Source organism: Novosphingobium sp., assembly GCF_036803765.1.
Classification (GTDB): Bacteria; Pseudomonadota; Alphaproteobacteria; order Sphingomonadales; family Sphingomonadaceae; genus Novosphingobium.
Window position 1 is genome coordinate 97,050 of the sequence record NZ_DAIRTS010000014.1, and the last position, 12,922, is coordinate 109,971.

Sequence of the window (12,922 nt, forward strand, 5' to 3'; positions counted from 1 at the left end):
CTCTAACCAACTGAGCTACACCCGCACTTCCCTTGGGGTGCCGCGCCTCTATGCCGGGCCGGCGCCCCTGTCAACAAAGTGCCTTGAACAATTTTCGCACTGGGTTGTGGATTACTTTTCGAAGCGGCAGGACCGAGCTGGCCATGGGGCTAGACGGCGACAGGCGCGGAAATGTGCCCCTGCGGCGCATAGTCCTCGACGACGAAGTCCTCGATCCGGTAATCGAAAATGCTCTCGGGCCGGCGCGCAAGACGCAACCGCGGCGAGCCGGACGGGGTGCGGCCCAGTTGCTCGCTCACCAGTGCCTCGTGATTGCCGTAGAGGTGCGTGTCGCCTCCCATCCACACCAGTTCGCCCGGCTCCAGGTCACATTGCTGGGCAAGCATGTGGATGAACAGGGCCGCGCCCCACAGGTTGAACGGCAGGCCGAGCACGACATCGCAGCTACGCTGGTACAGCAAGCCGGACAGTCGATTGCCCGAGACGTGGAACTGGTAGGTCTTGTGGCAGGGCGGCAGCGCCATGGCGTCGAGTTCGGCCACGTTCCAGCCTTCGACGATGTGTCGTCGGCTGCCGGGATTGGTGCGCAGGCTGTGCACGAGGTCCGCTACCTGGTTGACGCCGTGTGGCCGGCGCCGGAACAGATCGCCCTGCCCCATAGGCTCGTAGACCGGCCAGTCGACCCATTGCTTGCCGTAGACCGGGCCGAGATCGCCCCATCGCGCAGCGAAGTCGGCGTCGGCCACGATGCGGGCGGAGAAGTCCGCGCGGCTGATCGCCTCGCCGGTTTCGCGCACGAAGCGCGCGTGGGGCCAATCGGTCCAGATCTCCACGCCCTGCGTGCAGAGCGGACGGATGTTGGTCTCGCCGGTGAGGAACCACAGGAATTCGCGTGTCGCCGTCTTCCAGTACACGCGCTTCGTCGTCAGCAGCGGCACCTGCCCGTCGGACAGATCGAAGCGCAGCTGCGTCCCGAAGATGGACTTCGTGCCGACGCCGGTGCGGTCCATGCGGGTATCGCCGCTCTCGTCGATCGCGCGCATGAGGTCGAGGTATTGCCACTCGTAGTGGGCACTGCGGGAATCGGGACTGGTCATGCGACTGCCTTACGCCGCGCGCCGGGGGCGGAAAACGGAGCGCGGGCGGTTCTGTTGATAACTTTTTCAAACAGGACTTGCGCGCCTCAAGACCCCCGCATATAGGGCGGCCCTGCCCAGCGGGGACGGCCAGTCCGCTCCCGCTCCGGTCGGGGAGTAGCTCAGCCTGGTAGAGCACTGTCTTCGGGAGGCAGGGGCCGGAGGTTCGAATCCTCTCTCCCCGACCACTTATTCCTGCCCCGTTGCAGGGATATGAAAAAGCCGGCCTTCGGGTCGGCTTTTTTCTTGTCTCGCGCATAGGCAACCTGCCCTTTCGGGAACCTTGGGCTTGCGCTGCCGGTTTCGGTCACAAACCAGAAACACCGGAACCTTCGCAATCATGGACAAGCTTTTCACGGCATTCGCCAACCGCATTTCCGGGTGGGCCGGGCAGCCAGCCACCTTCGTGCTCGCAACAGGTATCATCATCGCGTGGGCCGTATCGGGACCGTTGTTCGGCTGGTCCGACACCTGGCAGCTGGTGATCAACACCGGCACGACCATCATCACGTTCCTCATGGTCTTCGTGATCCAGAATGCGCAGAATCGCGACGCGGCGGCGATGCAGGCCAAGCTCGACGAACTGATCCGCGCGCTCCAGGGCGCACGCGGCGATTTCATCGGGATCGAGCACCTGCCCGACAGCCGCATTTCCGACATCCGCGCCGCGCTCGAGCAGGAGGCCGGGTGCGATACGGATCTCGCCGCGGTGGAGGAAAGCGTCGAAACCCTGCTCAAGCGCCGCTGAGGCCTTTTACTGCCCCGGTCCCTGCGCTAGGCTGGCCGCAGGCCGGGGGGCCGAAGGAAGACCATGTCTGTAACCAAGCGCTTGATGCTGCTCGCATCGGTGGGCCTCGTTGCCCAGATGCCCGCGACGACCGTAACGGCGAAACCCGTCGCCAAGCCTGCGGCAAAATCTGCAACCAATACCGCACCCTCTCACGGGCCGATCGGCGGCTGGGGCGTCGACCTCACGGGCCGCGATCTCTCGGTCAAGCCCGGCAACGACTTCGACACGTACGCCAATGGCGCGTGGAAGGCGCGCACCACGATCCCTGCGGACCGCCCGAACATCGGCACGCTGGCGCTGCTCGACGAGCAGGTTCAGGCGCAGATGAAGGACCTCGTGGCCGCGCAGCCGCTGACCACGCAGGTCGGCGCGCTCTACGGCAGCTTCATGGACGAGCCGGCGATCGAGCAGCGCGGCATCGCCCCACTCAAGGCCGACATCGCCAAGGTCCAGGCCATCGCCGACAAGTCGGCCTTTGCGCGCTACATGGGCACGACCGACGGCGGGTTCGGCAAGAGCTTCGTCAGCTTCTACGTCGGCCCGGATACAGCCAACGCGAACCTGAACGTCCTGACGCTGGGCCAGAGCGGCCTCGGCCTTCCCGAGCGCGACTATTACCTGAAGCCCGAGTTTGCCAAGCAGCGCGAGGCCTATGTCGCCTACATCACGCGCACCTTCACCACACTGGGCATGGCACAGCCGGCGCAAGCCGCGCAGCAGGTCATGGCGCTGGAAACCGCCATCGCCAAGGTCAGCTGGGACATCGCCCGCCGCCGCGACCGCGTTGCGACGAACAACCCGATGTCGAGCGCCGAGCTGGCCAGCTTCGCGCCGGGCATGGATTGGTCGGCCTACTTCGAGGGCGCCGGCGTTCCCCCGCAGCAGCGCCTGATCGTGCGCGAGAACAGCGCCATCCGCGATCTCGCGGCGCTCTATGCGCAGACCCCGCTCGACGTGCTCAAGGCGTGGGAAGCGTTCCACGTGGCCGACGACGCCGCGCCGTTCCTGACCGCCGCGATGGTCGACAGCCGCTTTGCCTTCACTCGCACGCTGACCGGCGTCGATGCGATCAAGCCGCGCTGGAAGCGTGGCCTCGACCTCGTCAACAGCCAGCTCGGCGAGGCAGCCGGCCAGGCCTATGTCGCCAAGTACTTCCCGCCCTCGTCCAAGGCGCAGATGGAAACGCTGGTCGCAAACCTGCGCGCAGCCTTCGTCACGCGGATCAACGCTAACACCTGGATGTCGCCCGCCACCAAGCAGGCGGCGCTGGCAAAGTTGGCGAAGATCGACGTCATGGTCGGCTATCCCGACAAGTGGCGCGATTTCAGCGGCGTGACGATCAAGCCCGACGATCTCTACGGCAACGTCGTGCGCGCCGCGCGCTTCAACGCCGCATACGAGATGGAAGACCTCGGCAAGCCGGTCGACCGCAAGAAGTGGAGCATGACCCCGCCGACGGTGAACGCCTACAATGGCGGCGCCAAGCTGCAGATCGTCTTCCCGGCGGGCATCCTGCAGCCGCCTCTGTTCGATCCGCGCGCGGATGCCGCGGTGAACTATGGCGCGACGGGTGCGATCATCGGCCACGAGATCAGCCACAGCTTCGACGACCAGGGCCGCAAAATCGACGCGACCGGTGCGATCACCGACTGGTGGACCGCCGACGATGCCAAGCGCTTCGATGCCGAGGCCAAGGTGTTCGGCGACCAGTATGCCCGCTTCGAGGCAGCGCCTGGCGCTTTCGTCAATCCGCAGCTGACGATGGGCGAGAACATCGCCGACCTGGCCGGCCTGCAGGTGGCGCTTGAGGCTTATCACAAGTCGCTGGGTGGCAAGCCCGCGCCGGTGATCGACGGGCTGACCGGCGACCAGCGCTTCTTCCTGTCGTTCGCGCAGGCGTGGCGCGGCAAGGCGCGCGAGGATGCGCTGCGCAACCAGGTGACCACCGATCCGCATAGCCCGGCGCGCTTCCGCGTGCTCGGCCCGCTGCCCAACATCGAGGGCTGGTACAAGGCGTTCGGGGTCAAGCCGGGCGACACGATGTACATCGCACCCGAGCAGCGCGCCAAGCTGTGGTGACATGAAAAAGGCCCCCGCAAGAGCGATCTTGCGGGGGCCTTTTCTCAGTGGGGGCGCCTTGGCGATGGCCTTATTCGGTCAAGTCGCTCCACGCGTCCTTGATTCGTTCGAAAAAGCCCTTGGACTGGGGGCATTCGTCCCCGGTCTCGGTGCCCTGGAACTCACGCAGCAACTCGCGCTGGCGGGCAGAGAGCTTGGTCGGCGTTTCGACCTGGATCTCCACGACGAGGTCGCCGGTGCCGCGGCCCTGCAACACGGGCATGCCCGCACCGCGCTTGCGCAGCTGCTTGCCCGACTGGATGCCGGCCGGAATCTCGACCGTATGGCGCGTGCCGTCGAGGCCGGGGATTTCGATCTCGCCGCCGAGTGCCGCCGTGGTAAAGCTGATCGGCGCGCGGGTCAGCAGGGTCGTGCCATCACGCTCGAACACGCGATGCCGCGCGATGTGCAGGAAGATATAGAGGTCGCCAGCAGGCGCGCCGTTCGGCCCCGCCTCACCCTTGCCCGAGAGGCGGATGCGCGTGCCCGTGTCGACGCCGGCGGGAATGTCCACCGACAGGGTCTGCGGCATGTCCACCCGGCCTTCGCCGCGGCAGTTGCGGCAAGGCTTCTCGATCACTTCGCCGCGCCCGTGACAGTTGGGACACGCGCGCTCGACCATGAAGAAGCCCTGCTGCGCACGGACCTTGCCATGGCCGCCGCACAGGTTGCAGCGCCGGACCGACGTGCCGGGCGTCGCGCCCGAGCCGCCGCACGGCTCGCAGGTCTGCGAGACCTCGACCTGGATCTCGGCCTTCTTGCCGTGGAACGCTTCCTCGAGCGTCACTTCCATGTCGTAGCGCAGGTCCGCGCCGCGGCGGCTCTGCTGGCGACCGCCGCCGCCACCGAAGGCGCCGCCGAAGATCGTCTCGAAGATGTCGCCGATGTCGCCGAAGTCGCCCTGGCCGCCGCCGCCGAACCCGCCGGGCCCGCCCTGCTGGAACGCGGCATGGCCATAGCGATCGTAAGCGGCCCGCTTCTGCGGATCGGACAGGCAGGCATAGGCTTCGTTGATCTGCTTGAAGCGCGCCTCTGCCTCGTCGTTACCCGGGTTCTTGTCCGGGTGGAATTTCATCGCCAGCTTGCGGAACGCGGTCTTGATGATCTTGTCATCCGCCGTGCGCTCGACTTCCAGCAATTCGTAGTAATCGGCTTCAACCGCCATAAGAAAACCCTCTCCCCGCGCGGGGAGAGGGCCTTGGTGAAAGCCGGATTAAGGCGTTCCTGGTCCCTCTCCCCTTCCCCCGCCGCAACGCGCGGCGAGAGAGGGGGTCATGTTGCAGATCAAGCCTTGGTATCGTCCACTTCCGAGAACTCGGCATCAACGACGCCATCATCCTTGGGAGCTTCGGCGCCCGGCGATGCCGCCGAGGCCTGTTCCTTTTCGTAGATGGCCTGCCCGAGCTTCATCGCCTTCTCGGTCAGGGCCTGGGTCTTGGCGTTCATGTCCTCGACATTGCCGCCTTCGATCGCAGTCTTGGCTTCGGCCATGGCCGCCTCGATCTCGCCCTTCAGCGCAGCGTCGATCTTGTCGCCATGCTCCTCGAGCTGGCGCTCGGTGGCATGGACGAGGCTTTCGGCATTGTTCTTGGCCTCGGCGGCCTCACGACGCTTCTTGTCCTCGCTGGCAAACTTCTCTGCATCCTTGACCATCTGGTCGATGTCGGAGTCCGACAGACCGCCCGAGGCCTGGATGCGGATCTGCTGCTCCTTGCCGGTGCCCTTGTCCTTGGCCGAGACGTTGACGATGCCGTTGGCGTCGATGTCGAAGGTCACCTCGATCTGCGGAACGCCGCGGCGCGCCGCCGGGATGCCGACGAGATCGAACTGGCCCAGCAGCTTGTTGTCCTGCGCCATTTCGCGTTCGCCCTGGAACACGCGGATGGTCACGGCCTGCTGGTTGTCTTCGGCGGTCGAATAGACCTGGCTCTTCTTGGTCGGAATCGTCGTGTTGCGGTCGATCATCTTGGTCATGATGCCGCCCAGCGTTTCGATGCCCAGCGAAAGCGGGGTCACGTCGAGCAGCAGCACGTCCTTGACGTCGCCTTGGAGAACGCCGGCCTGGATGGCAGCGCCCATGGCCACGACTTCGTCGGGGTTCACGCCGGTGTGCGGTTCCTTGCCGAAGAAGTCCTTCACCACGTCGCGCACCTTGGGCATGCGGGTCATGCCGCCGACGAGCACGACGTCGTCGATGTCCTTGGCCGACAGGCCGGCATCGGCCAGCGCCTTGCGGCACGGCTCGAGCGTGCGCTCGATCAGCTTGCCGACGAGGCGCTCGAGGTCCGAACGGCTGATGGTCTCGACGAGGTGCAGCGGGGTGGTGCTGCCGCCTTCCATGCGCGCGGTGATGAAGGGCAGGTTGATCTCGGTCGTCTGGGCCGACGACAGCTCGATCTTGGCCTTTTCAGCCGCCTCCTTGAGGCGCTGCAGGGCGAGCTTGTCGCCACGCAGGTCGAGGCCTTCCTTGCCCTTGAACTTGTCGGCGAGGTATTCGACCAGCGCGGTGTCGAAGTCTTCACCGCCCAGGAACGTGTCGCCGTTGGTCGACTTCACTTCGAACACGCCATCGCCGATCTCGAGGATCGAGATGTCGAAGGTGCCGCCGCCGAGGTCGTAGACCGCGATCGTCTTGCCGTCCTGCTTGTCAAGGCCATAGGCCAGCGCCGCCGCAGTCGGCTCGTTGATGATGCGCAGCACTTCGAGGCCCGCGATCTGGCCGGCGTCCTTGGTCGCCTGGCGCTGCGCGTCGTTGAAGTACGCCGGCACGGTGATGACCGCCTGCGTGACCGTCTCGCCAAGGTAGCTCTCAGCGGTTTCCTTCATCTTCTGAAGGGTATAGGCCGAGATCTGCGAGGGGCTGTAGTCCTGGCCGCCAGCCTTGACCCAGGCGTCGCCATTCTTGCCCTTGGTGATCGAGTAGGGCACCAGCTCGGTGTCCTTCTGGGTCAGCGGATCGTCGAAGCGACGGCCGATCAGACGCTTGACCGCGAAAATCGTGTTGTCCGGGTTGGTCACGGCCTGGCGCTTGGCCGGCTGGCCGATCAGGCGTTCACCGTCCTTGGTGAAGGCGACGATCGAGGGCGTCGTGCGCGCGCCTTCGGAATTCTCGATGACCTTGGGCGTGCCACCGTCCATCACCGCGACGCAGCTATTGGTCGTGCCGAGGTCGATACCGATTACTTTAGCCATGTTTCCCCATATCCTTCGCGTGTTGACACCGCTAAACCGGGCGTCCCCCTTGTGGGCAGGCGCCACCTTGGCGGCTCGTTACGGGCGGGATATAGGTGCCCTTGCGCGCGGCACAAGTGCCCGCGACGCTACCGATCGTGGCAATTTTGACGCGATCCCGACAGGAGAAGAATTCGCATGCGCACCCCCCTTCTGGCCGGGATCACGATGGCCGCGCTGGCGCTGACCGGCTGCAACAAGCAGGCCCCTGCCCCCGCACCCAGTGAGACGCCCAGCCTCGACGCGACGCCGGCCAACGCGCCCGGCACGACGCTGACCGACGCGGTGGTCCAGTTGCCTGCGGTGGCCGGCAATCCGGGGGTTGCCTATTTCACGATCGCGCAGGGCAGTGGTCCTGCGCGCAAGCTGGTGGCGGTTCATGTCGACGGCGCCGGCAAGGCCGAAATGCATCAGAGCATGAGCAAGGACGGCATGATGGCCATGGAGCCGCTGGCCGATGTCGCGCTGGATTCGGGCAAGAGCGTCGCATTCAAGCCCGGCGGCAATCATGTCATGCTGTTCGACCTTGCCCCCAGCCTCAAGGCCGGCGGCGTCACCGAGGTCACCATCACGCTCGACAATGGCGACAAAGCCAGTGCGAAGGCCAAGGTCGTCGCGCCGGGCGAGGCCGTGGGTGCGGCAGACGCCGGCGCGATGGATCATATGGATCATATGTGAAGCGAAAAGGCGGATCGCTCGCCCGTCCCCTGACGGACGGCGAGAAGGCGATGGCGCTTACGATCTACGGCGATGCCATCGACCTAACCCAAGTGGAATTGCGGCGACGCAAGTGGTTTCCGTTCCAGCCCCGCGGCGTCGTCATGGCGCCGTGCGGGCACATCCACTTCCACCCGCGGACCGATGTCTGGTCGGATGATTTTTCGCAAGACACCCTGTCTATGCAGGGTTTGCTCATTCACGAGCTTTGCCACGTATGGCAATGGCAACAAGGCATTTTCCTGCCGCTGCGCCGGCATCCGTTCTGCCGGTACGATTACGTGCTCGAGCCGGGCAAGCCATTTGTCCGCTATGGCCTCGAGCAGCAGGCGGAGATCGTGCGCCATGCCTTCCTGCTCATGCGCGGTGCAGCCCTGCCCGACAGACCGCCGCTTGCGGCCTATCGGGCAGTGCTGCCGTTTCAGCAGACGCGGTAGCGGCGGCCTTCGCTGTCACGGCGCCAGCAATCCTTCTTGACCTGCGAGCCGGCGGCTGCGCCCACCGCGCCACCGATCGCCGCGCCGGTCGCGACATCACCGCCCGACAGGCCCGACACTGCGGCACCGACGCCGGCACCAGCCAAGCCACCTTCGCCGGCGTAATTGCGCGCGCAGCCCGCGAGCGAGAGGGCAGCGATGCAAATGGTTGCGGGGATTAGAATCTTTCGCATGACGGTCTCCTCGATGTCTCCCGTTCGACAAGGAGGGTACGATGGAGCGCGCGGTTCGGTTCCGTCGGTTCGCCGCAAGTCAGCGTGCGCGCGGCAGCCTGAGCGTGGTGAGCAGGCCACCAAGATCCTCGCTCTCGCCGAGCGTCACGGCGCCGCCGTACAGTTCCGCCACGTCGCGCACGATGGCGAGGCCAAGGCCCGTCCCAGGCTTGCCGGTGTCGAGCCGCGCGCCGCGATCGAAAATCCGTTCGCGCTCGATCTCTGGAATGCCCAGGCCATCATCCTCGACCCAGATTTCGCAGCACTTGGTATCACCGGGCGCGGCGTCGATAGTAATGAACACCGAGCCGCCGCCATATTTCGCGGCATTCTCGACCAGGTTGCCGAGGATCTCGTCGAGGTCCTGCCGCTCGATCGCCACCGCCACCTCGCGGTTGCCGTCGAGGTCGAAGCGCACCTTGGGGTACAACAGCGTCACCGCGCGCACGACAGCATCGGCGCTTTCCCAGACCGTGGCGCGCGCAAGGCCGGTCGCGCGCCGCCCCACCGCGCGGGCGCGCGCCAGATGGTGATCGACCTGCCGGCGCATGACCGCTGCCTCGCGGATCACGGTGTCGGCAAGATCGGGCGCTTGTGCCGTGGCGGCGTTCATAACAACGGTCAGCGGCGTCTTAAGTGCGTGGGCCAGATTGCCGGCGTGGGTGCGCGCTTCTTCAGCCTGCTTCTCCGAATGCGCCAGCAAGGCATTGATTTCTTCGACCAAAGGCTGAACTTCGAGTGGCAGCGGCTCGTTGACGCGCGCCGCCCCGCCATCGCGCATTGCCGCAATCGCACGGCGCACGCGGCGCAAGGGGCCAAGGCCATAGAACGTCTGCAGACCCGCCATGATGAACAGGCCGAGCGCCAATACCACGAATGACCAGACCAGAATGGCGCGGATGCGGCGGATCTGCGCGTCGATCTCGCCCCGGCTTGCCGCGACGGAAAACTGCCAAAGCGTGTTGCTGCCCGGCAGGATCACCGAGCGTTCGATCATGCGCAGTTTCTCGTTGGAGCCGAACTGGTTGGAATCGTAGATATGCGGGGCCGTGTCGACGTGGTCGCCCTTGAGCTTGAGCGTGCGGTCCCACAGCGAGCGCGAGGGGAAGTCGTCGTGCCCCTGCCCCGATATCTGCCAGTACAGACCACTGTTGGGCTCGAGGAACCGCTGGTCGCCCAGCGGCCGGTTGAAGAACACCTCGCCGTCCGGGCCGATTTCGGCGGATGCGACCATGGCGGTCAGCATGTAGCCAAGCTGATCGTCGAAGTTGCGCGTAACGAGGCCGGTCAGCGTTCGGTCGAGCGCGAGCCCGCCGCCCAGCAGCAGCACCGTCACCCACGCGAAGGCGATGAGCAGCATGCGCCGCGACAGCGACCCGGTATGCTTGCGGCCGCCCGCTTGCGCGGCGGCGACTTCGGCGCGGTGACGACCGAAACCCAGCCGCATGACAAGGCGGGCGAGCCGGCTCACCTGCGTCTTAGCCGCGCGTCACGGCCGGATCGTCGAGGCTGTAACCCAGCCCGCGGATGGTGGTGATGACGTCGGCGCCCAGCTTCTTGCGGATGCGCGTCACAAACACTTCGATCGTGTTGGAATCACGATCGAAATCCTGATCGTAGATATGTTCGATCAGTTCGGTGCGGCTGACGACCTTGCCCTTGTGATGCAGCAGGTACGACAGCAGCTTGTATTCCTGCGCGGTCAGCTTGACCGGCTCACCGTTCAGCGTGACGCGGCCCGAGCGGGTGTCGAGACGCACATCGCCGGCGATCAGCTCGGACGAGGAATTGCCCGAGGCGCGGCGGATCAGCGCGCGCAGGCGGGCGATCAGTTCCTCGGTCTGGAACGGCTTGGCCAGATAATCGTCGGCCCCGGCATCGAGGCCCGCGACCTTGTCCGACCAGCTGTCGCGCGCGGTCAGCACCAGCACGGGGAACTTGCGGCCTTCCTTGCGCCACATGCCGAGCACGGTCAGCCCGTCGATCTCGGGCAGGCCAAGGTCGAGGATGACGGCGTCATAGTCTTCGGTGGAGCCCAGAAAGTGGCCATCCTCGCCATCGGTCGAGAGGTCCACCGCATAGCCGTTCTGTTCGAGCGTGGACTTGAGCTGCCGCCCCAGGGTCGGTTCGTCCTCGACGATCAGGATACGCATATGTGCAAAGCCCCTTCTGGCGCCGTCATGGCGGCGCAAACCTGTCAATTCCGGCTAGATGGCCCTCACAACCTGAACGGTCAAGAAACGGTTCCCGCGAGCCCTTCGCTCAGCGGGATTCGCCCATGATCTCGCCCGTGCGCGCGTCGACGTCGACGAACATCACCCGGCCATCGCGAATGAACTTGAGCCGGTAGGCGCGCGCCGAGGAATCGTACTCGGGGCCGAGATACTGCATCCCGCGCATCGTCGGCAGGACGCGGGCCTCGATCTCGCGCAACGAGCGGACATGGCCGGCGGCGAGATCCTGACGCGCGCGATCCTGCTCGCTGCGATTCTGGGCGAGCGCAGGCGGGACGGAGATCGCGATCGCCAGCACACTGGCGGCGGCAAGAAGAAGTCGGCGAAGCATCATGGTGGTTCATGCCTGCACGAATGCTATTGAACAAGTTGTGAATAACCCCGTTCCGGCAGGTTCATGTGGACCTGTTGCCCCGCCGCCGCTAAGCGCCGCGGCATGGCAGCACCGATCCTGAGCTGGGAAGGGCTGGGCCTCTTGCAAGGCACCGGCTGGCTTTTCCGCGATCTCGACATCAACATCGCCCCCCGCGACCGTCTCGCGCTGATCGGCCGCAATGGCGCGGGCAAGAGCACCCTGCTGCGCCTGATCGCCGGCACGATCGACGCCGACCAGGGCAAGCGGTCGGTCCAGCCCGGAACGCGGGTCATCACGCTCGAACAGGATCCGTTCTTCACCGGGTTCGACACTCTGATGGACTTCGCGATGCACGGGGCAGATGCGCCCGAGCGCCACGAGGTCGAGGCGATCGCCGACCAGCTCGGCATCGACCTGGCGCGTCAGGCCGCCAGTGCCTCGGGGGGAGAGCGTCGACGCGCCGCGCTGGCCCGCGCGCTGGCGCAGGATCCCGACGTGCTGCTGCTCGACGAGCCGACCAACCACCTCGATCTTGCCGCGATTGAATGGCTGGAAGACTGGCTGCAGCGCTTCAACGGCGCCTTCGTCGTCATCAGCCACGACCGCCGCTTTCTGGAGCGGCTGACCAAGGCGACGCTGTGGCTCGACCGCGGCAGCCTGCGCCGCAAGGAAGTAGGCTTTGGCGGCTACGACGCCTGGATGGAGCAGGTCCACGCCGAGGAAGCGCGTGCTGTGGACAAGCTCGATGCCAAGCTCAAGCTCGAGGAGCACTGGCTCCAGCGCGGCGTGACCGCGCGGCGCAAGCGCAACATGGGCCGGCTCGACAAGCTCTATCAGATGCGCGCCGAACGCGCGGCGATGACCGGCCCGCAAGGCGCCGCCAAGCTGGCCATCGCCAGCGACGACAGCAAGACCAAGTCGGTGATCGTCGCCGACCACGTCACCAAGCGTTTTGGCGAGCGCACGATCATCCGCGACTTCTCGCTGCGCATCCAGCGCGGCGACCGCATCGGCCTCGTCGGCTCGAACGGCGCGGGCAAGACCACGCTGCTCAAGATCCTGACCGGCGAACTCGCGCCCGACGAGGGCACGGTCACGCTGGCGCAGACGCTCAACGGCGTGATGATCGACCAGCAGCGCAGCCTCATGGCGCCCGACAAGCGGGTGCGCGATGTTCTGGCCGAAGGCGGCGACTGGGTCGACGTGCGCGGCTTGCGCAAGCACGTCCAGGGCTATCTCAAGGACTTCCTGTTCGACCCCGGCCTGATCGAGGCGCGGGTCGGCACGCTTTCGGGCGGTGAACGCTCGCGCCTGCTGCTGGCCCGCGAGTTTGCTCGCTTGTCGAACCTCCTCGTGCTCGACGAGCCGACCAACGATCTCGACCTCGAGACGCTCGACCTGCTGCAGGAAGTGATCGCCGATTACGACGGCACCGTGCTGATCGTCAGCCACGATCGCGACTTCCTCGATCGCACCGTCAACATCACCCTGGGCATGGACGGCTCGGGCAAGGTCGACATCGTCGTCGGCGGCTATGCCGACTGGGAAAAGCAGCGCAAGGCCCGCCTCGCCGCGCAGCCCAAGGTCGGCGCCAGCAAGGGCCCCGCCCCCGCCCCCGCCCCCCCCCCCCCC

General features: G+C 65.9%; 12 protein-coding genes and 1 tRNA gene. 6 read left to right on the forward strand and 7 right to left on the reverse strand.

Annotation, left to right across the window (positions count from 1 at the left end):
• Window positions 1–149 precede the first annotated feature (149 nt).
• Window positions 150–1,097, reverse strand: coding sequence for a thymidylate synthase (thyA, locus tag V7Q48_RS11180; protein ID WP_333838180.1), 948 nt, complete (start codon window positions 1,095–1,097; stop codon window positions 150–152).
• A 150-nt stretch (window positions 1,098–1,247) separates the two neighbouring features.
• On the opposite strand from thyA, the gene V7Q48_RS11185 reads away from it, so the two are divergent.
• The 3 genes from V7Q48_RS11185 to V7Q48_RS11195 all read left to right on the forward strand — a co-directional run bounded on the left by V7Q48_RS11185 (window position 1,248) and on the right by V7Q48_RS11195 (window position 4,005).
• A tRNA-Pro gene (locus V7Q48_RS11185) sits at window positions 1,248–1,324 on the forward strand.
• Window positions 1,325–1,476: 152 nt separating this feature from the next.
• A complete protein-coding gene (locus V7Q48_RS11190; RefSeq protein WP_333838181.1) occupies window positions 1,477–1,884 on the forward strand; it encodes a low affinity iron permease family protein in 408 nt (135 codons plus the stop codon).
• Between the two features lie 63 nt (window positions 1,885–1,947).
• The gene (locus V7Q48_RS11195; protein ID WP_333838182.1) at window positions 1,948–4,005 is read left to right on the forward strand and encodes a M13 family metallopeptidase; all 2,058 of its coding nucleotides are present in this window, start codon (window positions 1,948–1,950) and stop codon (window positions 4,003–4,005) included.
• 70 nt (window positions 4,006–4,075) lie between these two features.
• Here the strand turns inward: V7Q48_RS11195 and dnaJ are convergent, their stop codons facing one another.
• On the reverse strand, window positions 4,076–5,209 hold the full coding sequence (gene dnaJ / locus V7Q48_RS11200; RefSeq protein WP_333838183.1) for a molecular chaperone DnaJ: 1,134 nt from the start codon (window positions 5,207–5,209) through the stop codon (window positions 4,076–4,078).
• Between the two features lie 119 nt (window positions 5,210–5,328).
• Window positions 5,329–7,236 carry a molecular chaperone DnaK gene (dnaK, locus tag V7Q48_RS11205; RefSeq protein WP_333838184.1) on the reverse strand — a complete coding sequence of 636 codons (1,908 nt, stop codon included), beginning with the start codon at window positions 7,234–7,236 and terminating at the stop codon, window positions 5,329–5,331.
• A gap of 177 nt (window positions 7,237–7,413) precedes the next feature.
• Between dnaK and V7Q48_RS11210 the strand changes: the two genes are divergently transcribed.
• The gene (locus V7Q48_RS11210; protein WP_333838185.1) at window positions 7,414–7,953 is read left to right on the forward strand and encodes a copper chaperone PCu(A)C; all 540 of its coding nucleotides are present in this window, start codon (window positions 7,414–7,416) and stop codon (window positions 7,951–7,953) included.
• A 50-nt stretch (window positions 7,954–8,003) separates the two neighbouring features.
• The gene (locus tag V7Q48_RS11215; protein WP_333838195.1) at window positions 8,004–8,429 is read left to right on the forward strand and encodes a vgr related protein; all 426 of its coding nucleotides are present in this window, start codon (window positions 8,004–8,006) and stop codon (window positions 8,427–8,429) included.
• Here V7Q48_RS11215 and V7Q48_RS11220 read toward each other — a convergent pair.
• The 4 genes from V7Q48_RS11220 to V7Q48_RS11235 form a co-directional block, all read right to left on the reverse strand.
• Window positions 8,414–8,662 carry a glycine zipper domain-containing protein gene (locus tag V7Q48_RS11220; RefSeq protein WP_333838187.1) on the reverse strand — a complete coding sequence of 83 codons (249 nt, stop codon included), beginning with the start codon at window positions 8,660–8,662 and terminating at the stop codon, window positions 8,414–8,416. The two genes, V7Q48_RS11215 and V7Q48_RS11220, sit on opposite strands and share 16 nt — an antisense overlap.
• Before the next feature lie 79 nt (window positions 8,663–8,741).
• Window positions 8,742–10,061: a sensor histidine kinase gene (locus tag V7Q48_RS11225; RefSeq protein WP_333838196.1), complete on the reverse strand. Its 1,320-nt coding sequence runs from the start codon at window positions 10,059–10,061 to the stop codon at window positions 8,742–8,744.
• A gap of 118 nt (window positions 10,062–10,179) precedes the next feature.
• Window positions 10,180–10,854 (reverse strand): response regulator transcription factor, encoded by a 675-nt coding sequence (locus V7Q48_RS11230; RefSeq protein ID WP_333838190.1) that lies wholly within the window; start codon window positions 10,852–10,854, stop codon window positions 10,180–10,182.
• 109 nt (window positions 10,855–10,963) lie between these two features.
• Window positions 10,964–11,269, reverse strand: a complete 306-nt coding sequence (locus V7Q48_RS11235; protein ID WP_333838191.1) for a PepSY domain-containing protein — start codon at window positions 11,267–11,269, stop codon at window positions 10,964–10,966.
• Window positions 11,270–11,371: 102 nt separating this feature from the next.
• On the opposite strand from V7Q48_RS11235, the gene V7Q48_RS11240 reads away from it, so the two are divergent.
• Window positions 11,372–12,922 (forward strand): ABC-F family ATP-binding cassette domain-containing protein (locus V7Q48_RS11240; protein ID WP_333838192.1); only part of this gene is annotated, 1,551 nt, incomplete at its 3' end.

Bases quoted from the DNA above. Each gene is read 5' to 3' on its own strand.
- thyA (WP_333838180.1), bottom strand. From the start codon at position 1,097: ATGACCAGTCCCGATTCCCGCAGTGCCCACTACGAGTGGCAATACCTC.
- V7Q48_RS11190 (WP_333838181.1), top strand. From the start codon at position 1,477: ATGGACAAGCTTTTCACGGCATTCGCCAACCGCATTTCCGGGTGGGCC.
- V7Q48_RS11195 (WP_333838182.1), top strand. From the start codon at position 1,948: ATGTCTGTAACCAAGCGCTTGATGCTGCTCGCATCGGTGGGCCTCGTT.
- dnaJ (WP_333838183.1), bottom strand. From the start codon at position 5,209: ATGGCGGTTGAAGCCGATTACTACGAATTGCTGGAAGTCGAGCGCACG.
- dnaK (WP_333838184.1), bottom strand. From the start codon at position 7,236: ATGGCTAAAGTAATCGGTATCGACCTCGGCACGACCAATAGCTGCGTC.
- V7Q48_RS11210 (WP_333838185.1), top strand. From the start codon at position 7,414: ATGCGCACCCCCCTTCTGGCCGGGATCACGATGGCCGCGCTGGCGCTG.
- V7Q48_RS11215 (WP_333838195.1), top strand. From the start codon at position 8,004: ATGGCGCTTACGATCTACGGCGATGCCATCGACCTAACCCAAGTGGAA.
- V7Q48_RS11220 (WP_333838187.1), bottom strand. From the start codon at position 8,662: ATGCGAAAGATTCTAATCCCCGCAACCATTTGCATCGCTGCCCTCTCG.
- V7Q48_RS11225 (WP_333838196.1), bottom strand. From the start codon at position 10,061: ATGCTGCTCATCGCCTTCGCGTGGGTGACGGTGCTGCTGCTGGGCGGC.
- V7Q48_RS11230 (WP_333838190.1), bottom strand. From the start codon at position 10,854: ATGCGTATCCTGATCGTCGAGGACGAACCGACCCTGGGGCGGCAGCTC.
- V7Q48_RS11235 (WP_333838191.1), bottom strand. From the start codon at position 11,269: ATGATGCTTCGCCGACTTCTTCTTGCCGCCGCCAGTGTGCTGGCGATC.